This is a genomic window from Catellatospora sp. KI3, assembly GCF_029948125.1.
Classification (GTDB): Bacteria; Actinomycetota; Actinomycetes; order Mycobacteriales; family Micromonosporaceae; genus Catellatospora.
The window spans coordinates 1-21,914 of record NZ_JASAMB010000011.1 but is presented as its reverse complement, the minus strand read 5'-3'; the positions used below and the strand labels follow the sequence as shown (position 1 = coordinate 21,914).

Here is a 21,914-nt window from a genome sequence, read left to right as displayed (position 1 = left end):
GGGTCACCCGTTTCGTGGTCGGGTCAGGTGTTCGTCGAGCGCCGCGAGGTCCACGACGGCGTCGGGCTCCTGCTGCGGCGGCGCGGCGTGCAGCAGCCGGTCCAGTTCGGCCGGGTCGAGCTGCCCCGCGGCCAGGCGGCGCAGCCGGCCCGCTCCGGGGGCGTCGTCGAAGACCAGGTACGCCTGCAGCGCGGGCACGCGTACCACGGCGGGCAGCAGCACCTCGTCGGTGACGGCCAGGGCGGGCACGGTGCGGGCACGGCGGCGGCGGACCAGGCGCAGCACGCCGAACGCGATCATCGCGGCGCCGATCACGTTCAGCACCACCAGGCCCCACGGGTACGCCTGGTGCACCGCCTTCGCCTGGCCCAGTCCGCCCAGTTCGGCGGTGACCGGGTACGCCCCGAACGCGGCGAACGGGATGGTCACCGGCACCTCGAAGGTGCGGGTCTCCCCCGGTCGCAGCTGCCCGGTCGGCGGCGTGGGCACGCCCTCGGCGCTGCGGCCGACGCGTACCACCAGCGGCGCCCCGTCCAGCGGCTGGCTGCCCGCGTTGCGCACGGTGTAGACCAGCTTCCGGTGCTGCACCCAGCCGAACCAGGCGGCCGTCCTGCTGCCGCCGGTCAGCCGCGCCTCGATCACCTCCAGCCGGGCCTGCACCCGGCCGGGCACCGGAGTCGGGCCGGTGGCGTGGCCGGTCAGCTCGATGGGCGCGTCCACGTGCCCGCCGCCGCTGCCGCTGCCTACCTCGGCCGCGTGTACGACGCACGGGCAGGGCCGGGGCGGGTCGCCGAGGGTCAGCTCGACCGCGAACGTGCCGTCGGCGCGGGCCACGGTCGCCAGCGCGGCGCGCATGTCGCACGACGACGATCCGGGCAGCGCCAGCTCGCCGCAGGTGACCAGCTGGATCAGGGCGCCCTGCGGCCAGCCGGCGCCGGTGACCCGCAGCCGGTCTCCGGCCTGGGCGCGGGCGGCGGCCAGGCTGACGCTGCGGCCCGGCTCAGCCGTCGCCGCGGCCGGGCCGGCCAGCACGAAGGCGCAGCACAGGGCCAGTGTGGCGGCGGCACCGCGCGGCACGGCGAACCTCCTGGCGGCGCGGCGCCCGGCAGGTGTCGAGCGGCGGCCGTGACGCCCGTCGCCGAAGACGCTCATCCGGCGGTTCACGCGATGCCTCGCGGGCGGCGCAGGCGGGCCCGGCGGCGCCGGCGTAGCAGCGCGAACCCGGCGGCCAGCAGTACGCCCACGGCGGCGAGCAGCTGCCATCCGCCGGTGACGGTGGTGGCCTCGGTGCTGGCGCGCACACCGCCGTCGGCGGTGACCGTGACCGTGGTGGTCACGACGTCGACGGGCCAGGCGCCGCGCAGCGCCGTACGCAGCACCGTCTGCGCACCGGGCACCAGGTCGAGCTTCGGCACCGGCCCCGCCTGGACCGCGTGTCCGAACAGTCCGGTCGAGGCGACGGTGATCGTCGGGGCGAGGTGCAGGTTGCCGGTGTTGGTGACCGTGTACGCGATCCGGTCCCGCTCCGCGGCCGCCGCGCCGACGGTCAGCGCCGGCACCGCCGGACCGCTGACCCGAAGGTAGACGCGGGCGGCCACGGCCTGCCGCACGGCGACGGCGACCCCGCCGCTGTCGAGCTGCCCGCTGGGGGCGGCCTCGGCGACCACGATGCCGCCGACGTGGTCGCCGGGGCTGGCGTTGCTGGGCACCACCACCGTGAACGGGATGTCGGCCCCGCGGCGGGCGGGCACGACCAGGTCGGTGACGCCGGTGCTGGTCCAGGCGCCGATGTCGTGCTGGGGCTGGGACTGCTCCCGCAGGCCGAACCCGCCGTCGTCGGCGGTGTTGTAGGCGTCGGCGCCGTAGACGCGCAGGGTGAGCGCGGCGTCGGTCAGGTTCGTCACCCGTACCGAGTCCAGCACCGTCTGGCCGGGTGGCGACTCCAGGAAGAAGTACTGCCGCGCGGCCGGGGTGGGCGTCTTCGGCGGGGTGGGCACCACGGCCCACCGGCCGTTGCCCGCGGCTGCGGCGGGCGCGGCGGGCACCGCCGTCAGCGCCCCGGCCAGCAGCAGGGCCGCCAGGGCGGCGGTGGTACGGGCCAGCGTGGTCATGGTCCGACTCCCCGATGCTTGAATTGGATCGCAGAATCAACACGCGGGACGCGCCGGAAGGCCGGTCCGCGTCCTCGATCGGCCGGTGGGGACGGATAGCGCCCGCCCCCACCGGTCCCGGTCAGCTCAGCGTGAGCGTGAGCGTCGCGGTGTACGAACCGGCCAGCTGGTTCGCCGGCACGGTCAGGGCGAGCGCCGCGGAGGCGTCGAAGCTGCCGCCGGTGCCTGCCGCGTCGGCCGGGGCCGAGCACAGCGTGGCGCCGTTGACGGGGCCTGCCGAACCCGCGACCGCGGTCGCGGCGTTGGTCGCGCCGGCGGTGCCGGTGCAGGCAGGCGTCCAGGACAGGTTCGCCTTCGGGATGGTGCCGCCGGGGGTGCCGGTGAAGTCGGTGACCGTACCGACCAGGCTCCAGCCGAAGGTGCTGCCGCGGTAGTCCGTCACCGTGATCGGCGCCAGGGCGCCGGTGCTGGTGTGGACGGTGCCGTCGAGCGTGACGCCCGACAGCGCGATGTTGCCGGTGCCCGCCGCGCGGCCCATCGCGAGGTTGCCCGCGGTGACCGTCTGCGACAGGTTGTAGGTCAGCCCGCACGTCCCGGTCGTCGCCGAGCCCGTCTTCGCGGCGCAGGAGTCGGCCGAGGCCGCCCATGCCGCGACGGCGAACAGCGTGCTCGGACCGACGCCCGACGACGCACCGAGGTACGCGGTGGCGGCGTCGTTCACGACGTACGTGCCGCTGATGCCGCCGGTCGCCGAGGCGGTCACACCCACGGGGGCGTCACCGGTCGGGTTGGGCGGCGGCGGCCCGGTCAGCGCCTTGTAGCCGCGGATCGCGACGGCGCTGCCCGGGTTCCAGTCGGTGCCGGTCACCGTGACCGAGGTGCCCGCGCCGCCGCCACCGGGGGTGATGGCGATGCTCGGCGTACCCAGGACGGTGATCGGCGTGACCACGGTGTTGACCCCGTCGGTGACCGCGAGGGTCCGCGCACCGGTGGTGGCCCCAGCCGGTACGACCAGGGTGCCGCTGCCGGCGCCCGTGCCGTCCGTGCTGCCCGTGCCCGAGCCCTCGCCGGTGCCCGCCCCGGCCGCGTCCTTGAGCGACGCGGAGAGCGTGGCGCCGGGCGCGAGGCCCGAGACCGTGTAGTCGATCATGTTGCCGGCGCGGGCATGCGTGCTGACGGTCTGCCCGGACACCGTGGTGACGTGCACCGCTCCGTCGAAGACGGTGAACGCCTCGGCGATGTCGGTCGCCTGCGGCGCGGCCTTCTGGTCGCGGTCGCCCGCGGCCGAGCAGTACGTGGCCGCGGTGGCGTTGGCGAACTTGACCTGGCTGACCGTGGCGGTGGCGGCACCGGCCGCTCCGGCGACGAACGTGCCCGTCGCCGTGATCGGACCGAGCGGGACGTAGCCCGCCTTCGCCGCCGCCGGGTAGGCGGCCAGGTTCAGGTTCACCGAACCCGACTGCGACCCGCCGAGCGCGATCTTGACGATCACCGGCACGTCGCCCGGGTTCAGCGGTGCGGGCCCGTTGGTGACACCTGCCGCAGCGGTGAGGGTGACCGTCACGGTCTGCCCGGGCGTCGGCGTGGCCGGCGACAGGGTCAGCCCGAACGTGTCACTCCACGTGCTGGGCGAGCTGCCCGTGCCCGTGTCGCCGAAGTACAGGCGGCAACCCAGCGAGTCCGCCGTCGGCCCGTACGCCTGGGCGGCTGTGCTGCTCAGGCCGAGCGCGGCGACGACCACAAGACTGCTGGTGACGACCGCACGTTTCTTTCGCATGGCACCTCCCTTCCCTCGATTGTTTCGCTAGATGAAACGTCGTTCTCATCTGCGATACGACAATGAAGGCAGGGCCGAACCCGGTTGTCAACCGGTCGAATCGGGGGTTGCCAAACAACGAGCGGTGGGCCGAGCCCCTGACCAGGGATCGGCCCACCAAAATTTCCTTACGAGAAACACTGTTCCTTTGAACGGAACGCCGTCAGCCCTTCAGGAAGGCGAGCAGGTCGGCGTTGAACTCGTCCTGGTGCGTGGCGGTCAGCCCGTGCGGCGCGCCCTTGTACACGTGCAGGGTGCAGTCCCTGATCAGCTTCGACGACTTGTTCGCCGAGGCCACGATGGGCACGATCTGATCGTCGTCGCCATGGATGATCAGCGTCGGCACGTCGATCTTCTTGCAGTCCTCGGTCAGGTCGGTCTCCGAGAACGCCTTGATGCAGTCGTACGCCCCCTTGAATCCGACCGTCATGCCCATCAGCCAGAACGCGTCCCGCACCCCCTGGCTCACCTTCGAGCCGTCCCGGTTGGCGCCGTAGAACGGGGCGCTGAGGTCCTGCCAGAACTGCGACCGGTCCCGCTCGACACTCTCCCGCAGCCCGTCGAAGACGCTGCGCGGCAGGCCCTCGGGGTTGGCGTCGGTCTGCAGCATCAGCGGCGGGATCGCACCCACCAGCACCGCCTTGGCCACCCGGTCGGTGCCGTGCCGGCCCATGTACCGGGTGATCTCGCCGCCGCCGGTGGAGTGTCCGACCAGGACGATGTCGCGCAGGTCCAGCTTCTCGATCACGGCGGCCAGGTCGTCGGCGTACGTGTTGAGGTCGTTGCCCTCCCAGGGCTGGCTGGAGCGGCCATGGCCGCGCCGGTCGTGGGCGATGGCGCGGAAGCCGTTGGAGACGACGTACCACATCTGGTCGTCCCAGGCGTCGGCGGTCAGCGGCCAGCCGTGGCTGAACACGACCGGCTGGCCGGTGCCCCAGTCCTTGTAGAAGATCTCGGTGCCGTCCTTGGTGGTGACCCTACCGGTGCTCATGCTGCGACTCCCTGAGGTCGACGCCCAGGTACGGGCGAGTGGCGTCGGGGGTGTCGCGGCACGGCGCCGGGCCGCCATCTCACGAAGCTAGCATCAGCGACATTTCACCCTCAGCGGTTTGCCCTAGCGAGAGCTCCGAGGCCGTTCAGGAGCAAAATGCCTGTTTGCTGCGTTAATCCGTTTCGGCACCGACCGCAGAACGATCTCTTCAACCACCGGCGCCGAGCAAGGACCCGGCTTGCCGACGTAGCGATCGGAAGTCCTGTTCAGACGGCTTGTCACACCCGGGCGGCAGTATCGGTCCGTGACCGACGCCGAGACCGTACCGCCGCAGAATCTGCAGGTCGCGAGCGCGCGACTGGGCGCGGCGACGCTGGCCCGCCGGTTTCCCGGCGCGACCGTCGTCGACGTGACCTCGCGCGGCGAGCAGCCGTGGGTGCGGCTGAGCCCGTTCTACCCGCACGGCGGCATTCCGGTGCCGTTCACACCGGGCGTGACGAGCATGTCGACCGAGGGCGTCTGGCAGGCGCTGAAGGTGCTCGACCACGCCGACGTCGACCCGGCCAAGCTCTCCGTCGCCGCGATGCGGGGCATCAAGCGGGCCCCGCACCGCGGCGGCACGGTCCGCGGGCACCGGCGCGGCCTGCACGGCACGGAACTGCTCGGATACGAGCAGGCCCGCCGCGAGATCTACCTGCCGACCTACCTGTTCCAGCTGGAGCAACGCGCCGCCGACGTGGTCGCCGAGCTGCGCGCGCTGGCCCTGGCCGGCCCGTTGGTCCTGCTGGACTACACCGTCAACGGCGACGTGACCGACCTGGCCACCCCGCTGTCCCACGCCGCCCTCATCACCCGCCACCTCACGGCCCGCTGGCCCTGAGGAAAGGAAGAGACCCTTCTTATCGCAATACGATGTAAAAGGGCCCCTTCCTAACGCTCGTCGCGTACGTGGTGGCGGAGGGCTTCGATGAGCCAGGCGAAGACGGGGGCAAGGCTCGGCGGGACCGGCCATCCGTTGACGACGGACAGCAGGTGCCAGTAACGCTCGGTACGCGGATCGTTGGCGGTCTCCAGCCGGTCGAGCAGCCAGCGCCGCAGCTCATCGTCGTCGGAACGGGCGAACACCGCGGCGTACCGGGCGGCGACGTGGGCCAGGACGGGCGCCGCCGCGGCGGACGTCGGATCGACGCCCGCCTCGATGGCCGCCGCGACCGTGCTGCGCACCTGCTCGGTCAGCTCGTGGTGCAGACCGGTGTCGTCTCCGCTGGCCCGCTCGGCCGCCTGGTATCGCGCCAGCCGGCGTACGGAGGCCCGGAAGTCCTCGTCCTGCGTGAGTTCGGCCAGCTCCACCCACGCCTCGACCTGCTCGGGCTCGGGGTCGTCGGGCAGCTCCGGCATCGTGGAGCGAAGCAGCTCGATGAAGGCCGTGTTGGCGTCGTACTCGCCGAAGACGTCGTCGACGAAGTCGGTGATGAGGCGGCGCCGCTCGGCGTCGGAGAGTTTCGCCAGCTTGTGCATGAGATCCAGCTCCTCGGAAGTGGAGCCCCGCCGGGCCACCGCGCGCAACACCGCCCGGCGCAGGCGGAGTGTGCGGATCTGCACGTCAAGGGCATCGGCGTGCATCGCCGCAACCTCGGGCACGGAGACCTCGCGGTCCAGCACCCGCCGGATGGCGGCGAGGTCGAATCCCAGGTCGCGCAGCGTACGCACCAGATCCAGCCGCGCGAGCGCGTGGACGTCGTAGCGCCGGTAGCCGGCCGGGCTGCGGTCGGTCGACGGCACGATCCCGCTGTCGGCGTAGAAGCGGATGGTCTTCACGGTCAGCCCGGTCCGCCGGGCCAACGCGCCGATCGTGTAGAGCGTGTCGTCGTCGTTCATGCCCCCACCCTGCCGTCTCCCCCTACTGGAGACTCAAGTCGGAAACCGGCACCGCGCACCGACGGCAGCGTCAGAGTCGACTGCCCGCGCCGCGCCCCCCGCCCGCGCGTGCGGTGACTGCATTTTCGGGGAAACTGCACGAATGCGGGCCGAGATTCGTGCAGTTTCCCCGAAACTGCACGAACCCCGCGCCGCTCCACCCGCCCTGGACACCGACCCGGCCGCGTTCGCCGCGCAACTGCACCTGACCGCGTACAACCCGGACGCTTCCGCGCTGCTCGGCCGCCCCGCCGCGGTGGCGGGACTGCACGCGGCAGGGGTGGCCGTGATGGCGTGGACAGTCGATTCGGACACGACATGGAACCAGCTGGACGCGCTGGGCGTCGATGGGATCATCACCAACCGTCCGGCCGAACTGGCCGGCTGGAACTCGTACGCCCACTGACTCCGGCGATCCTCCCCGCTGGAATGAGCGCGGGTCCGCGTGCCGGCGGACCCGCGCTCAGAACGGGTTCAGGCCAGCGGCACGGCCGTGCCCGTGACGTCGATGCCGCCGGTCCCGGCCGGGATGGCGACCGTGAGCAGGCTGGGGCGGCCCATGTCGTCGCCCTGGCGCACGGTGATCGTCGCCGGTGCCGCCACCAGGCCGAGTTCGCGCAGGTAGCCGCCGAACGCGGCGGCGGCCGCACCGGTCGCCGGGTCCTCGTAGACGCCGCCGGGCGGGAACGGGTTGCGGGCGTGGAACACCGTCGCCGACTCGCGCCACACCAGGGCCACCGTCGTCCAGCCGCGCCGGGCCATCAGCGGGGCGAGCGCATCCATGTCGTACGACAGCTCGGCCAGCCGCTCGCGGCTCGCGGCGGCGATGACGGGGTGCCACACCCCGGCGTACGCCAGCCGGGGCGGCAGCACCGGCTCGAGGTCGTCGGCCGACCAGCCCAGCGCGGCCAGCAGCTCGGTGAGGTCGGCCTCGGCCAGCGGCTCGACGCGGGGCGCGACGCTGGTCAGGGTCGCCGTGGCGGTGCCGCCGTCCACCGCCGTGCCGACCTCGACCAGGCCCGCCCTGGTGTGCAGGCGCAGCCGCCCGGCCCCGTGCCGCCGCGCGTACGCGGCCGCGGTGGCGATGGTGGCGTGGCCGCAGAACGGCACCTCCGCCTGCGGGCTGAAGTACCGCACGTCGAAGTCGTCACCGCCGCGCGGCACCAGGAACGCCGTCTCCGAGTAGCCGAGCTCGGCGGCGACGGCCTGCATCGAGGCGTCGTCGGCGCCGGTCGCGTCGAGCACCACCCCGGCCGGGTTGCCGCCGCGCGGATCTTCGCTGAACGCCGTGTATCGCAGGATCTCCACGCCCCCGACCGTAGTCACGGCCGGGGCCCGCCACGACGACCAATTCCGTATTCCTGGCTGTGACCGGCGCCGCCCCTCACCCCGTCGATCATGAACCTATGGCACGGTTCGGCGGCGTGTCGCGGGCACGGCTTCCTGATCGACCAGCTCCGTCGGGCCGCGAGGGAGCGCTCTCTTGACGGGACCGGTGCGGATTTGTAACGTCAGCGACATACATCTATAAAGTTTGCTTCCAATGTGTCCCGCTCGGCACCGCTTGGCGGCATCCGATCCCGAGCCCGGGAGGTAGTCACATGCGCAGAGCAACACACCTGGTCGCACGGCTGTCCGCGGCCGCACTCGTCGCGGTCGGCCTGGCCGTTCCGGTCAATGTGGTCACCGCCGCACCCGCCGCCGCGGTCGGCCCGCAGACCTGGGCCGACGAGTTCAACGCCGCCGCGGGCACGCCGGTCGACGGCAGCAAGTGGAAGTTCGACATCGGCGGTGGCGGCTGGGGCAACAACGAGCTGCAGTACTACACCAACAGCACCAGCAACGCCGCACACGACGGCCAGGGCCACCTGGTGATCACCGCGCGCAAGGAGAACCCGGCCGGCTACGGCTGCTGGTACGGCAGCTGCCAGTACACCTCCGCGCGCCTGCTCACCCAGGGCAAGTTCACCCAGACGTACGGGCGGTTCGAGGCGCGCCTCAAGATCCCGCGCGGGCAGGGTCTGTGGCCCGCGTTCTGGATGCTGGGCAACGACATCGCCACCAACCCGTGGCCCAACAACGGCGAGATCGACATCATGGAGAACATCGGCGCCGAGCCGGGCACCGTCCACGGCAGCCTGCACGGCCCGGGCTACTCCGGCGGCAACCCGCTCACCGGCCAGTACACCCTGCCCGGCGGCGCCGCGCTGGCCAACGACTTCCACACGTACGCGGTGGACTGGGCGCCCGGCTCGGTGACCTGGTACATCGACGGCATCCAGTACTCCCGCAAGACCAGCGCCGACGCGGGCGGCAACCGCTGGGTCTTCGACCACCCGTTCTTCATGATCATGAACGTGGCGGTCGGCGGCAACTGGCCCGGCTCCCCCAACGCCGGCACCGTGTTCCCGCAGACCATGGTCGTCGACTACGTCCGCGTGTACGCCAACGACGGGGGCACCACCCCCACCGGCTCCTCGATCATCGGCAGCGGCAGCAACCGCTGCATCGACATCCCCAGCTCGAACGCCGTCGACGGCGCGCGCCTGCAGATCTGGGACTGCAACGGCACCGGTGCCCAGAAGTGGACCTTCGCCGCCAACGGCAGCGTGCAGGCGCTGGGCAAGTGCATGGACGTCGCGGCGGGCTCATCCGCCGACGGCGCGGCGATCCAGCTCTACACCTGCAACGGCAGCGGCGCGCAGAAGTTCACCCTCAACGCCGCCGGCGACCTGGTGAACCCGCAGGCCAACAAGTGCGTCGACGTGACCGGCGCGGCCACCGGCAACGGCACCAAGCTCCAGCTGTGGACCTGCAACGGCACCAGCGCCCAGAAGTGGCGCAAGGGCTGATCCGACGTGTCGGCTCGCGGGTCCGTCGCGCCCACCGCGACGGACCCGCTCACCCCGCAGCCGACGGCCACCGGCTTTCCGCCCCAGCCGGCGATCACCAGCCCGCCGAACCTCCAAGATCGCCGTCCGGGGTGAAGACCTCGGCCACCGCGCCACTTTCCGACCGCGAACAGCGATCACGAAGCGATCTCGGCCCAGAGATCGCCACCGGCGGTCGAGCCCCGGCGCCGGTCAGGCGCGGCGGCCGCGGATGCCCAGGATGCGGCGGCCCACCGCGATCAGGCACTCGCGCAGCACCGACGACTCGTGGTGCTGCAGAATCGGCGACGAAGCGGTCGTGGCGATACCCGCCAGTGCCGCCACCGCGTTGATCTCGGCGGCCGGGGTGTCGTCGAGCGTCATCAGCTCGGCCGGACGCCGGAACAGGTCCACTATGTCCGGGTGGCTCTCCAGCGCGCTGGTCACCCCCGGGTCGGTGCCGATCATCGCGATCAGCGCCCGGTGCTTGACCGTGAGGTCCACCAGCCCCGACAGCATCGCGTCGGCCCGCAGGGCCGGGGTCCGCTGCGCCTGCGCCGTCGTGATGATGCCGCGCAGCTCCTCGATCGCGGGCGCGATCACGGCGGTGAGGATGTCGTCACGGGTCTTGAAGTGGTGGTAGATCGCGGCCTTCGTCACACCGAGGTTGTCGGCGATCATCTGCAGCGAGGTGCCCGCGAAGCTGTGCATGGCGAACAGCCGGCAGGCCTCGTCGATCAGGCGCTGCCGGGTGCGCTCCGGACCGCGCGAGTCGGCCTGGGCCACAGCTGTCACGGCGTACTCCTTACCAGATCACTCACTCTAGGGAAAGTCCCTGTTCGAGTAAAGGCTAGCCGTTCGGCAAGCCCTTACCCAGCCGTTCGGCTAGCTGCGAACTTACCGAACGGCAAGCTGAAAACTTGCCGAACGTCAAGTTCACGCCTTGCCGATCGGCTTGCTGCGGCCTTGACGAACGGCTAGTGTCGGCCCCGAGCACGGCAACCCCTTCACGCGTATGAACTGCGTGTTTCGCCGTGATGACCGCCACCCTTCCCTCGTCTGGAGTTCTCCACCGTGGCAACGATCCTCTACCGACTCGGCCGGTTCTCTTACCGCCGTCGCTGGCTGGTGCTCGGCGTCTGGGTGCTGCTGCTCGCCCTCGCGGGCGCCGGCGCGGCCACCCTGTCCGGCAAGATGTCCAACGACTTCAAGATTCCGGGCACCGAGGCGCAGCGGGCCATCGACCAGCTGGCCGAGCGCTTCCCCGAGGCGCATGCCGGTGGCGCCAGCGCCCGGGTCGTGTTCGCGATGCCGGCGGGCAAGACCGTCGCCGACCCGGCGGTGCAGGCGGCGATCGGCCAGGTGGTGGCGCAGCTGCAGCACGCGCCGCAGGTGGCGCGGGTCGTCGACCCGTACACGGCGAAGTCCATCTCCCTGGACGGCCGTTACGCCTTCGCCCAGGTCTCGTACGCGGTGCAGGGGATGGCCCTGACCGACGACGACCGCGCGGCGCTGATGGACGCCGCGCAGACCGGCCGCGACGCCGGGCTGACCGTCGAGGTGGGCGGCGACGCGCTGCGGGCCAACCCGGAGACCGGCATCGTCGAGGTCATCGGCCTGGCCATCGCCGCGCTCGTGCTGATCATCACACTCGGCTCGCTGATCGCCGCCGGGCTGCCGCTGCTCACCGCGTTCGCGGGCGTGGCCGTGGGCATGGCGGCCATCCTCATCGTCGCCCGCGTGGCCGACATCAACTCCAACAGCCTGATCCTGGCCCTGATGCTGGGGCTGGCCGTCGGCATCGACTACGCGCTGTTCATCGTGTCCCGGTTCCGGCACGAGCTGCTGGTGCGCAAGGACGGCGCGGAGGCGGCCGGGCGCGCGGTCGGCACGGCCGGATCGGCGGTGGTCTTCGCCGGCCTCACCGTGATCATCGCGCTGGCGGCCCTGTCGGTCGTCGGCATCCCGCTGCTGCGCGGTATGGGCCTGACCGCCGCCGGCGTCGTCGCGATCGCGGTGCTGGTGGCCGTCACCCTGCTGCCCGCGCTGCTCGGCTTCAGCGGCAACCGCCTGGTCAAGGGCCGCCTGTTCGGCCACGCCACGCCCGACCCGGAGGCCGACGGCGGGCCGGTGCCGATGGGCGAGCGCTGGGCCCGGTTCGTGGTCCGCTTCCGCATCCCGGTGCTGATCCTGGCCATCGCCGCCCTCGCCGTGATCGCGGTCCCCGCCAAGGACCTGCGCCTCGGCCTGCCCGACGACGGCATGCAGCCCTCGGCCACCACCCAGCGCAAGGCGTACGACCTGCTCACCACCGGATTCGGTCCCGGCTTCAACGGCTCCCTGGTGATCGTGGCCGAACTGCCCGCGGGCGCCGACCCGCAGGCCGTGACCGGTGCGCTCACCGGCAAGCTGATGAGCCAGCGCAACGTGGCGTACGCCGCGCCGCAGGGCCTGTCCCCCGACGGGCGCACGGCGCTGATCGCGGTGATCCCGAAGACCGGCCCGAACGACCAGGCCACGGCCGACCTGGTGCACCGCATCCGCGACCACCGCGCCGACATCGCCGCCGGAACGGGCGCCACCCTCGCGGTCACCGGCGTCACCGCACTGGCCATCGACGTGTCCACCCGCCTCGACGACGCGCTCGTGCCGTACCTGGCGGTCGTGGTCGGGCTGGCGTTCCTGCTGCTGCTGCTGGTGTTCCGCTCGCTGCTGGTGCCGCTGAAGGCCACGCTCGGGTTCCTGCTCAGCGTCGCGGCCACGTTCGGCGCGGTGGTGGCCGTGTTCCAGTGGGGCTGGCTGAGCGAGGTGTTCGGGGTCGAGGAGACCGGCCCGATCATGAGCATGCTGCCGGTGCTGCTCATCGGCATCCTGTTCGGCCTGGCCATGGACTACCAGGTGTTCCTGGTGACCCGGATGCGCGAGGACTTCGTACACGGGGCGCCGGCGCGGGAGGCGGTCGTGACCGGGTTCCGGCACGGGGCCCGGGTGGTCACCGCGGCGGCGATCATCATGATCAGCGTGTTCGGCGGGTTCGTGTTCTCCGGCGAGACGCTGATCCAGTCGATCGGGTTCGCGCTGGCGTTCGGGGTACTGGTCGACGCGTTCATCGTCCGGATGACGATCGTGCCCGCGGTGATGTCGCTGCTCGGAAAGGCGGCCTGGTGGCTGCCCCGCTGGCTGGGCCGCCTGCTGCCCGACATGGACGTCGAGGGCCAGCGCCTGCACCAGCCGGAGCCGGCGGCGCCCGCGGCGCTCGCCGAGCCGGTCGCCGTCGACTGATCGTCGCGCCGGCCTCCACGGCCTGGTGGTCACTGCAGTTTCGGGGAAAGTGTAGGAATCCGAGCCAAGATTCCAGCACTTTCCCCGAAACTGCACCTGCCGACGAGCCCGCCCGACACCCCGGTGCTTATTCGCGGGGGGATGGGGTAGAAAGCGTTCGTGTCGCGAGAGACCTGGATTCTGATCGCCGTCGTCGGCGCTGTCTTCTGCCTGCTCACCCTCTGGGGAGCCATCAAGCTGGGCAAGCGGCTGTTCGTCACCAAGCGCCTGCTGGACCAGGTCGGCGCCGGCGGCAGATGGGCCTTCTACGGCGCGCTGATCTACACGTTCCTGCCGGTCGACCTGCTGCCCGACCCGATCTACCTGGACGACATGGGCGTGCTCGCCGCGGCGCTCGTCTACCTGACCAGCCAGCTGCGCAAACGCGGCGTGAAGCTGCCGCTGCCGCGCTCGCGCCAGGCTGGCAGCGAGCGCGGCGTACGGCGCTGAACCGTCAGGCGTCGTCCCACTTGAACAGCAGTGCGGCGATGCCGGACACCACGATCGAGAACCCGGCCAGGATGCCGATGGCGGGCAGCGTGGCGGTGAAGCCCTCGCCCCGGACCATCACGTCCTGCATGGAGCTGACCAGGTGCTTGAGCGGCAGCAGGTCGGAGATCTGCTGCAGCCACTTCGGGGCGTTGTCCAGCGGGAAGAACGCGCCGGACAGGAACGCCATCGGCAGCACGATCAGGTTCGCGATGGCGCTGGCGGCCTCGGACGTCTTGGCCGCCGCCCCGGCGAGCAGGCCGATCGAGAGGAACGCGAGCGTCCCGACGATCATGAGCGGGATGAAGGCGTACCACTGATCGGACAGTTGCAGGCCGAACATCGGCAGCAGCGCCACGCCGACGAAGACCGCCGACTGCACCAGCGCGATCATGACGCTGACCGAGACCCGGGCGCCGATCACCGAGACCAGCGGCACCGGCGAGAGCCGCAGGCGCCGCAGGATCTTCTTCTGCCGCCACGACACCAGCGTCAGCGCGGCGCCGAACGTCGCGCCGCTGGCGATGGCCCACCCCAGCAGCCCCGGGGTCATGTACTGGATCGCCTTGAGCGACTCGTCCTCGACCTGCTGGCTGGTGAGCGTCAGCGCCGGCTTGGTCACCCCCGCGGCGGCCAGATTACCCTGCTGCACCAGCGCCTGCATGATGCCGTGCACCGTGGCCGCCTTGACCTGGTCGGCGGCGGAGAAGTGCACGATCACCCGGTCGCCCTGCTGCTCCAGCGCGGCGGCGACGTCACCGTCGCGCACCTGCTGCAGCGCGGCGGCGCGGTCGTCCACGCGCACCACCTCGAGCACGTCCGACAGCTGCTGCTTCGCGTCGGCGGGCAGATTGTCCAGGGCCGCGATCGACCCGATCTGCACCACCTCGGTCTTCGAGGAGCCCGGCGAGTTCAGCAGCGCCCCGAAGATGATCAGGAACATCAGCGGGAACAGGATGGTGAAGAACAGCGCGGTGCGGTCGCGGAAGAAGCCGCGCGCCATCGCCGCGGAGAGGCTGAGCAGCCCGGTCATGCCCGGTACTCCCGTCCGGTCAGGTGCAGGAAGACGTCTTCGAGCGTGGCGCCGCGCACCGACAGGCCGCGCAGCGCGTCACGCTCGGCCAGGGCGGAGAGCACCGGCGCGGGGGTACGCGTGGCGAAGGTCAGCGACACCCCGTCGTCCTCCACCTCCACGCCCTCGACCAGCCCCCGGGCCGCGTCCAGCGCCATGGTGCCGGTCTCGACGGAGATGCGGGTCGGCGCGTCCAGGTCACGCACCAGCGCGGCGGGCGGGCCGGACTCCAGGATCCGGCCGTGGTCCATGATGGCGACCCGGTCGCACAGCGACTCGGCCTCGTCCAGGTAGTGCGTGGTCAGCACCACGGTGCGGCCCTGGGAGTTGATGTCGCGCAGCACGTCCCACAGGTTGCGGCGCGCCTGCGGGTCCAGCCCCGAGGTGGGCTCGTCAAGGAAGACCAGGTCGGGCTCGTGCGCCAACGCGCAGGCGATGGACAGCCGCTGCTGCTGGCCGCCGGACAGGTCCTCGTTGCGCTTGCCGGCCATGTCGGACAGGCCGACGCGGTCGAGCCACTCGTCGGCCTTCTTGGCGGAGACGCCGTACAGGGAGGCGAAGGTGCGGATCTGCTCGCGGGCGGTCAGCCGCTCGAAGAACGCGCTGGCCTGAAGCTGCACCCCGATGCGGGGCAGCAGCTTCGGGTTGCGCGGCCACGGCTTCTCGCCGAACAGGGTGACCTGCCCCGCGTCGGGCTGGCGCAGTCCCTCCATCATCTCCAGCGTGGTCGTCTTGCCGGCGCCGTTCGGGCCGAGGATGCCGAAGAACTCCCCGGTCTGGACCTCGAACGACACCCCGTCCACGGCCACGAGTTCCCCGTAGGCCTTGCGCAGGTCGGTGACCTGGATCGTAGGTGGCATGCGTTGCACCATACCGACATCGCGCCACGACGATCATCGGGAATGGACGGCGCCTATCCGGCGAACCGGGCCAGAAGTTGCTCTTCGACCCGCTCCACCGCCTCCTGATCGGCGGGGTCGGGCACCCTCGCGCTGGCACCGGCGACCGTGTACCACTCGTCGGCCCCCTGGTACTGCACCCGGAGCGTGACAAGGCCGTCGGGCGTCACCGTCGGTTCGAGGCTGAGGTCGCCGGTGATGGTCCCGACCTCGTCGGTCATCACCCCACCGGGCGGGGCAGTCACGTTCGTCACCATGAAGATCGCATACCCCCTCCGCGCCCGCCCAATCGTCGCCCGGAGTGCGACGTCTGGTCATGGCACGACGCCGGCCTCTTCTGCTGGTGGACCATGACGCCGCTGCTGCTCTGGGATCCGGGTGCCTACGTGTGGCGCACCCTGACCCGATACCACCGCTAGTCGGCCTGCTCGCGGCGGGCCCTGGCGCGGCGCTTGCCCTCGTGCATCGCCTGGACCCGGGCGATCGGGATGGTGTGGCCCTCGGCGATCAGATCCGCCGGCAGCACCTGCGCGGCGGGCATGGCCTCGGCCCAGCGGTCGACGCCGCCGAGCAGCCCCGGCACGGTCCGGATGGTGAAGTCGGCCGGGGTGGCCGAGGTCAGATCCGCCCAGCCGACCGGGTACGACACCGGCGCGCCGGGGCGCAGGCGCGGGCTGTACACGGAGACGACCGTGCCGCCGCCCGCCCTGGTCGAGTCGAGGAACACCCGGTCACCCCGGTCGGCCCTGATGAACGCGGTGGTGGCCAGCGCCGGGTCGAGCCGTTCGGCGCGGGCGGCGACCGCCCTGGTGGCGGCCGCGACGTCCTCGGTGCCGGCCTTGCCGTCCAGCGGCACGAACACGTGCACGCCCTTGGCGCCGCTGGTCTTTACGGCGCCGTCCAGACCGGCCTCGGTCAGCACCTGGCGCACCAGCAGCGCGGCCCGCGCGGCCGCGGCGAACGCCTCCGCGGCGTGCTCGTGCACGTCCGGCGGGTCGAGGTCCAGGACGAGATGGGTCGGGTGGCCGAAGTCGGCGGCGAGCACGAGCGTCGGGTGGTACTCGATGGCTCTCTGGTTGGCGAACCACAGCAGCGTGCGGCGGTCGTCGCACAGCGCGTAGTTCACCTCGCGGTGCGAGGTCTCGGCCCACAGCGACATCGACCGCACCCAGTCCGGGGTGTACTTCGGCAGGTTCTTCTGCATGAACGGAGGCTGGTCGCGCAGCATCCGCACCACCGACAGCGGCCGGTCGCGCAGCGCGGGCAGCATCATCGGGTGTACGGCGTCCAGATAGTCGACGAGGTCGCGCTTGGTCGCGTCGGCCCCCTCGAAGAGGGCCTGGTCGAGGTTGGTCAGCGACACCCCGTCGCGCGTCTCACCCGCTGCCGCCACCTGATCACCCTCCACCATCGATGCCGCCGCCGTCACTGCGGCACTTCCACCAATACCGCCACCGGTGCCTCACCGAGGCGGCAATTCACAGCTTTCACCGTATCCTGCCCGCAGCCGCTCCCGGACTCCGAGCGCGTCAGGGATCGGAGTCGGACGGCGCGCGCTGAGACCAGATTGCGCTTCCAGACGGCGATCATCACCGGAACGGCTGCGGCCGGCCCGCCGCTCGCGCTGACCCGACGAGGGTCGAGGGGGCCGGGGGCGAGGTCCGGCGCGGCGGGCCGGGAGGTGCCCGCCGCACCGGACCCCGGATCAGCCTGCGGCCGTGCGGAACACCGGCAGGTATCCCTTGGCGTGGCCCGAGCTGTTGGGGTGGTAGGAGATGCTGAGGCTGGCGAAGTTCAGCGCGTGCAGCCACTTGTCGCCGCTGCACAGCTGGTGCCCGACGAAGATCGAGCGGACGTCGGCGAAGACGAACCCGTGCGCCTGGGCGGCGGAGCGGATGATGTCGTCGATGACGTTGATGCCCTCATTGATCTTCGTGCGCGAGGTGGCGCTCAGCCCGACACACGTGGTGCCGAGCTGGTAGAAGACCGGGTAGTCGAGGACGACGACGCGGGCGTTGGGCGCTTTGGACCGGATGCCGTTGTACACGTTGTTCAACAGACCGGTGAGGCTGGAGCGGGCCTTGTCCTCGGCCGCCTGGACCGCGGCGACGCACTCGGTGGTGCCCTTCAGCGCGCAGGTCGACATGATGTTGCTGAACCCCATGTCGTTGCCGCCGACGGAGATGCTGACCAGCGTGGTGGTGCTGCTCAGCGCGGACAGCTGGGAGTTGATGACGGTCGTGGTCGTCGCCCCGGAACAGGCGACCGACACGTAGGAGGCGGGGGCGTTGGCGGCGGCCCACAGCGCGGGGTACGCGTTGGGGCTGCGCTGGCAGGTGCCGCTCTCGGAGCCGGCTCCCACGCCTGAGGCGTAGGAGTCGCCGAGGGCGACGTAGCGGACAGATGAGGCAGCCTGTGCGGGTGTGGCTGCCAGGGTGACCGTCACAGCGAATGCGGTGGCGAATCCTACTGCGAGGGTCACGAGACGCGATCGGCGCAAGTCGTCCTCCGGGCTAGGGGGTCGATCGTGCACGTATAGATACCAGCTTCTATGCCGGGTGGGAATACCCCGTAACGCAAGGCGTGCAAGAACTTTCAGCGATCTTGGCGTGACCGCCCGTAATTGATCGAGGTCCTGAGTGGATGTCGCTGGTCAGCGCGCTGGAATCCGGATGGTGGCGATGACGAGATCCAGGAATTGCCGGATGCGCGTCCAATCCAGTCAGGCGACCATGCCGAGCATCATGGCGATCTCGGAGGATCTGGTCTGGTCGACACGCGTGGCCAGTTCCAGCGCGCCGGAGTGGATGCCCCCGCCCAGCTCCATCCGCGCGTACTCGACGGCCTGGTGCTGGTGCCCGATGAGCAGGTTCAGGAACGTCTTGTCGAAGTCGGCCGCGGCGGCCCCGCGCAGCGCCTCGATCTCCTTCGGACCGGTGGCGGGCAGCCCGCCGTGGCCCTCGTGCAGGTGCGGGTCGGCGGCGGGCGACGGCGCCTGCTTCCAGGTCGCGAGCCAGTCCCGCATGGTCCTGGCCTCGTCGGCCTGGGTGACCGCGATGGCGGCGGCCAGTTCCCGCACCTTCTGGTCGGTGCTGCGGCTGCGGGCCAGATCCAGCAGCTCGGCGGCTGGGCCGTACTGGCCGACCATCATCTGGAGGAACATCACGTCGGTGTCGTTGAACGCCCCCGAGGGCGAGATCGGCGGCGGCGAGCCGAGCGCGGACGCGGCGGGCGGCTGCGCCGCGGGGGCCGCCCCTTCGGTGCTCCCGCAGCCGGCCAGCACGAGCACGGCGGCGGCCAGCGCGACGACGCGCTTCATGGTCCTCCTCGGGGGTACGGTGCCGGGTCCGCCACCCTGGCGGGGGTGGCGGACCCGGTCCTCGGGTGGGACTAGACGCGCTGCCAGAGCGCGGGCGTGTTCGGCGGCTCCCAGCCGGCGAGGGCCGTGTGCGCCTGGAGGCACCGGTAGCTCAGACCGGCGTAGGTGACGGTCGCGCCCACCGCGTAGGCCGTGCCCGCGGTCCAGGTCGTACCCGAGGGCGGGTTCGGGCTGGAGGTCGGCTGCGGGGACGGCGTCGGGTTGGTCGGCGGAGTCGGGCTGGGCGTCGGGTTGCCGCCGCCACCGCCGCCCACCTGCAGGTCGACGCAGGAGTAGAACGCGTTGCCGGTGTCGTAGACGTTCCAGCGCGCCAGCACGGTGATCCGGCCGGTACGCCCGCCGAGGCTGATGTTGTGCGACACCGTCGCGCCCGGGGTGGCGCCGTTGTCGTTCACGACCCCGATCCGGGTGCTCCCGACGAAGTACTCCCAGGTGCTGGTCCGGTGGCGGGCGGTGAGCACCCAGTTGAAGGTGACGTTGTTGCCCACCGACGTGGTCGGCCACGGCCGCGAGTTGTCGTTCAGGATCGCGAACCGGCTGCCGCCGCCGTTGCACTGCATCGAGCCCTTCGGGGCCTCGACGCTCTGCGGCTCCCAGACGATGTCGCCGCAGTCGAACGACGTCTTGTGCTGGGCGCAGTTGGCCTGCCGACTGGCCGGCGACGAGATGTAGCCGTGGGCGTCGGCCGGTACACCGACCAGCAGGGACGCCGCGACCGCGAGGATCGACAGCACCGGTACGGCGAGACGTTTACGCATGGCTCCTCCTCACTTGGTTGGAGAGGTACGCGCCGGTCGCCGGGGTGGGAAGCCATCGACGCTGGTTCATAGAAATGTAAAGTCAAGATTCCTAACAGTAAATACTCCTTACCATGCCGATTCAGGTTGGCACGTTCTGCGGACCGGTCGGGTTCGGGTTAACCCCACCCCCGGTTCGCCTGCTGGCCGCATGGGAGGCGCGCCGTCCGGCCTCTACCGTTTCGACCATGACCCCCACCGTGCGCCGCCTGGGCGCCGACACCGTGTACGTCCTGGTCAGCATGCTGCTGTGCGTCCCGGCCTTCGTCTTCGCCGTGGTCGGCTTCAGCCTCGGCGTCGGCACCCTGGTCCTGTTCGGGGTCGGCCTGCTCGTCCTGGCCGGGAGCCTGATGGTGGCCCGCGGCCTGGCCGACCTGGAGCGGCTGCGCGCCGCCCGGGTGCTCGACCGGCCGCTGCCCCGCCCGTACTACCGCACCGCCGAACCGGCCGACTCGACCCTGCGGCGCCTGCTGACCCCGCTGCGCGACGGCCAGTCCTGGCTGGACCTGCTCTGGAGCGTGCTGCAGTTCCCGCTGGCGATCATCGGCTTCGTCCTGACCACGACCTGGTGGGCCGGCGCGCTGGGCGGGCTGACCTTCTGGTTCTGGTCGCGCTGGCTGCCCGACGGCCCCGACCAGCACGGCCTGGCCGAGCTCATCGGGCTGGGCGACACCCTGGCCGCCGAGCGCTGGCTGCAGTTCGCCATCGGTACGGCGCTGGCCCTCAGCCTGCCCTGGGTCGTGCGCGGCAGTGCCCTGCTCACCGCCCGCCCCGCCGCGACCCTGCTCAGCGACCTGGCCGACACCCGGGCCCAGCTCGTACGCTCCCGCGCCCAGACCCGGGCCGCGGTCTCGGCGGAGGCGACCGCGCTGCGGCGGCTCGAGCGCGACATCCACGACGGCCCGCAGCAGCGCCTGGTCCGGCTGGCACTCGACCTGGGCCGGGCCCGCCAGCAGCTCGACGCCGACCCCGAGCGGGTCCGCGAGACCCTGGACGAGGCGATCGAGTTCACCCGGGAGACCCTCGACGAGCTGCGTACGCTCTCGCGTGGCATCGCCCCGCCGATCCTGGCCGACCGCGGCCTGGCCAGCGCGCTCACCGCGGTCGCCAGCCGCTGCCCGGTCCCGGTCGCGCTCCGCCTGGACGAGGCCCTCGCCGCGGGCGGGCGGCTGCCCGACGCCGTCGAGACCGGCGTCTACTTCGCCGTCGCGGAGGCGCTGACGAACGTGGCCAAGCACAGCGGCGCGGGCATCGCCAGCGTCACCGTGGCCGCCGACGGCGCTACCGTGTTCGCGTCGGTGACCGACGACGGACGGGGCGGAGCACACATGTCGAAGGGGCACGGGCTGGCCGGCCTGGCCGACCGGATCGAGGCACTCGGCGGGCGCATGACCGTCGACAGCCCGGTGGGCGGGCCCACCACCCTGCGGTGGGAGCTGCCGTGCGAGTAGTCCTCGCCGAGGACGCGGTGCTGCTGCGCGAGGGCCTGATCCGGCTGCTGGAGGAGAACGGCTGCACCGTGGCGGCCGCCGTCGGCGACGGACCGGCCCTCGTGGCGGCCGTCGCGCGGCTGCGGCCCGACATCAGCGTCGTCGACGTACGGATGCCGCCCTCGCACACCGACGAGGGGCTGCGGGCGGCGGTGTCGATCCGGCGGACCCACCCGGAGGCGCCCATCCTGGTGCTGTCGCAGTACGTCGAGGCGTCCTACGCCGACGACCTGCTCGCGCTGATGGGCGGGCCGCGGCCCGGCGGGGTCGGCTACCTGCTCAAGGACCGGGTCGCCGACGTGGCCGACTTCATCGACGCGGTGCGCCGGGTCGCGGCGGGCGGCACCGTGCTCGACCCGCAGGTGGTGGCCCAGCTGCTGGTACGCCGCCGGCAGGCCGATCCGCTGGCGGTGCTGAGTCCGCGCGAGCGCGAAGTGCTGGCGCTGATGGCCGAGGGCCGCTCGAACACCTCGGTCGCCCGGCGGCTGGTCGTCACGGAGGGTGCCGTCGAGAAGCACGTGACCAGCATCTTCACCAAGCTCGGCCTGGCACCCGACGACAACGACCACCGCCGCGTCCTGGCCGTGCTCACCTTCCTCCGCTCCTGACCAACGGCGACCCGCCGGATCGCGGACCCGGCGGTGACCGCGGGCTGATGGTGAACGCGGACCCGGCGGTGAGCGCGTGCGCAGCGGTGAGCGGGGGCTGGCGGTGATCACTGTATGCGGTCGGATTGCCTGTTGCGGAGCGACTCTTTGACCC

General features: G+C 71.7%; 20 protein-coding genes and 1 pseudogene. 7 read left to right on the top strand and 14 right to left on the bottom strand.

The annotated features are described in order from the left end of the window. Window positions 1-3: 3 nt before the first annotated feature. The 4 genes from QEZ54_RS18785 to QEZ54_RS18770 form a co-directional block, all read right to left on the bottom strand. Window positions 4-1,164 carry a hypothetical protein gene (locus QEZ54_RS18785; RefSeq protein ID WP_281305947.1) on the bottom strand — a complete coding sequence of 387 codons (1,161 nt, stop codon included), beginning with the start codon at window positions 1,162-1,164 and terminating at the stop codon, window positions 4-6. Then, a complete protein-coding gene (locus QEZ54_RS18780; protein WP_281305946.1) occupies window positions 1,161-2,111 on the bottom strand; it encodes a DUF916 domain-containing protein in 951 nt (316 codons plus the stop codon). The genes QEZ54_RS18785 and QEZ54_RS18780 overlap by 4 nt, the downstream gene beginning before the upstream one ends. A 121-nt stretch (window positions 2,112-2,232) precedes the next feature. Next, a complete protein-coding gene (locus QEZ54_RS18775; protein ID WP_281305945.1) occupies window positions 2,233-3,888 on the bottom strand; it encodes a hypothetical protein in 1,656 nt (551 codons plus the stop codon). A 202-nt stretch (window positions 3,889-4,090) separates the two neighbouring features. Then, a complete protein-coding gene (locus tag QEZ54_RS18770) occupies window positions 4,091-4,918 on the bottom strand; it encodes an alpha/beta hydrolase (protein WP_281305944.1) in 828 nt (275 codons plus the stop codon). Window positions 4,919-5,222: 304 nt separating this feature from the next. On the opposite strand from QEZ54_RS18770, the gene QEZ54_RS18765 reads away from it, so the two are divergent. Next, a complete protein-coding gene (locus QEZ54_RS18765; protein WP_281305943.1) occupies window positions 5,223-5,798 on the top strand; it encodes a hypothetical protein in 576 nt (191 codons plus the stop codon). A 50-nt stretch (window positions 5,799-5,848) separates the two neighbouring features. Here QEZ54_RS18765 and QEZ54_RS18760 read toward each other — a convergent pair whose 3' ends face one another. Beyond that, window positions 5,849-6,796: a MerR family transcriptional regulator gene (locus tag QEZ54_RS18760; protein ID WP_281305942.1), complete on the bottom strand. Its 948-nt coding sequence runs from the start codon at window positions 6,794-6,796 to the stop codon at window positions 5,849-5,851. A gap of 142 nt (window positions 6,797-6,938) precedes the next feature. On the opposite strand from QEZ54_RS18760, the gene QEZ54_RS18755 reads away from it, so the two are divergent. After that, entirely contained in the window at window positions 6,939-7,241 is a 303-nt protein-coding gene (locus QEZ54_RS18755) for a glycerophosphodiester phosphodiesterase family protein (RefSeq protein WP_281305941.1), read from the top strand. Window positions 7,242-7,309: 68 nt separating this feature from the next. Here QEZ54_RS18755 and QEZ54_RS18750 read toward each other — a convergent pair whose 3' ends face one another. Beyond that, entirely contained in the window at window positions 7,310-8,143 is an 834-nt protein-coding gene (locus QEZ54_RS18750) for a PhzF family phenazine biosynthesis isomerase (protein WP_281305940.1), read from the bottom strand. Window positions 8,144-8,436: 293 nt separating this feature from the next. On the opposite strand from QEZ54_RS18750, the gene QEZ54_RS18745 reads away from it, so the two are divergent. Beyond that, entirely contained in the window at window positions 8,437-9,687 is a 1,251-nt protein-coding gene (locus QEZ54_RS18745; protein ID WP_281305939.1) for a family 16 glycosylhydrolase, read from the top strand. 231 nt (window positions 9,688-9,918) lie between these two features. Here the strand turns inward: QEZ54_RS18745 and QEZ54_RS18740 are convergent, their stop codons facing one another. Continuing rightward, window positions 9,919-10,500 (bottom strand): TetR family transcriptional regulator, encoded by a 582-nt coding sequence (locus QEZ54_RS18740; RefSeq protein ID WP_281305938.1) that lies wholly within the window; start codon window positions 10,498-10,500, stop codon window positions 9,919-9,921. A gap of 279 nt (window positions 10,501-10,779) precedes the next feature. Here QEZ54_RS18740 and QEZ54_RS18735 point away from each other — a divergent pair, with 279 nt between their 5' ends. Together QEZ54_RS18735 and QEZ54_RS18730 are read left to right on the top strand one after the other, a co-directional pair. After that, window positions 10,780-12,987 carry an MMPL family transporter gene (locus tag QEZ54_RS18735; RefSeq protein WP_281305937.1) on the top strand — a complete coding sequence of 736 codons (2,208 nt, stop codon included), beginning with the start codon at window positions 10,780-10,782 and terminating at the stop codon, window positions 12,985-12,987. Between the two features lie 159 nt (window positions 12,988-13,146). Continuing rightward, window positions 13,147-13,476, top strand: a complete 330-nt coding sequence (locus QEZ54_RS18730) for a YkvA family protein (RefSeq protein ID WP_281305936.1) — start codon at window positions 13,147-13,149, stop codon at window positions 13,474-13,476. A 4-nt stretch (window positions 13,477-13,480) separates the two neighbouring features. On the opposite strand, the gene QEZ54_RS18725 is transcribed toward QEZ54_RS18730, so the two are convergent. From QEZ54_RS18725 to QEZ54_RS18695, 7 genes and pseudogenes are all read right to left on the bottom strand, one after another. Beyond that, complete coding sequence (locus QEZ54_RS18725; RefSeq protein ID WP_281305935.1) at window positions 13,481-14,548, bottom strand: ABC transporter permease; 1,068 nt, start codon at window positions 14,546-14,548, stop codon at window positions 13,481-13,483. Next, on the bottom strand, window positions 14,545-15,447 hold the full coding sequence (locus tag QEZ54_RS18720; RefSeq protein WP_281305934.1) for an ABC transporter ATP-binding protein: 903 nt from the start codon (window positions 15,445-15,447) through the stop codon (window positions 14,545-14,547). Before QEZ54_RS18720 ends, QEZ54_RS18725 begins: the two co-directional genes overlap by 4 nt. Before the next feature lie 53 nt (window positions 15,448-15,500). Beyond that, window positions 15,501-15,894, bottom strand: a pseudogene (locus QEZ54_RS36395) (hypothetical protein). A gap of 7 nt (window positions 15,895-15,901) precedes the next feature. Next, complete coding sequence (locus tag QEZ54_RS18710; protein WP_281305933.1) at window positions 15,902-16,879, bottom strand: ATP-dependent DNA ligase; 978 nt, start codon at window positions 16,877-16,879, stop codon at window positions 15,902-15,904. A 312-nt stretch (window positions 16,880-17,191) separates the two neighbouring features. Then, window positions 17,192-17,932: an SGNH/GDSL hydrolase family protein gene (locus tag QEZ54_RS18705; RefSeq protein WP_281305932.1), complete on the bottom strand. Its 741-nt coding sequence runs from the start codon at window positions 17,930-17,932 to the stop codon at window positions 17,192-17,194. 276 nt (window positions 17,933-18,208) lie between these two features. Next, window positions 18,209-18,805 carry a DUF305 domain-containing protein gene (locus QEZ54_RS18700; RefSeq protein WP_281305931.1) on the bottom strand — a complete coding sequence of 199 codons (597 nt, stop codon included), beginning with the start codon at window positions 18,803-18,805 and terminating at the stop codon, window positions 18,209-18,211. Between the two features lie 71 nt (window positions 18,806-18,876). After that, window positions 18,877-19,623 (bottom strand): lytic polysaccharide monooxygenase, encoded by a 747-nt coding sequence (locus QEZ54_RS18695; protein ID WP_281305930.1) that lies wholly within the window; start codon window positions 19,621-19,623, stop codon window positions 18,877-18,879. Window positions 19,624-19,850: 227 nt separating this feature from the next. On the opposite strand from QEZ54_RS18695, the gene QEZ54_RS18690 reads away from it, so the two are divergent. Together QEZ54_RS18690 and QEZ54_RS18685 are read left to right on the top strand one after the other, a co-directional pair. Continuing rightward, complete coding sequence (locus QEZ54_RS18690) at window positions 19,851-21,113, top strand: sensor histidine kinase (RefSeq protein ID WP_281305929.1); 1,263 nt, start codon at window positions 19,851-19,853, stop codon at window positions 21,111-21,113. Further along, window positions 21,104-21,760, top strand: coding sequence for a response regulator transcription factor (locus QEZ54_RS18685; RefSeq protein WP_281305928.1), 657 nt, complete (start codon window positions 21,104-21,106; stop codon window positions 21,758-21,760). The genes QEZ54_RS18690 and QEZ54_RS18685 overlap by 10 nt, the downstream gene beginning before the upstream one ends. Window positions 21,761-21,914: the final 154 nt, after the last annotated feature.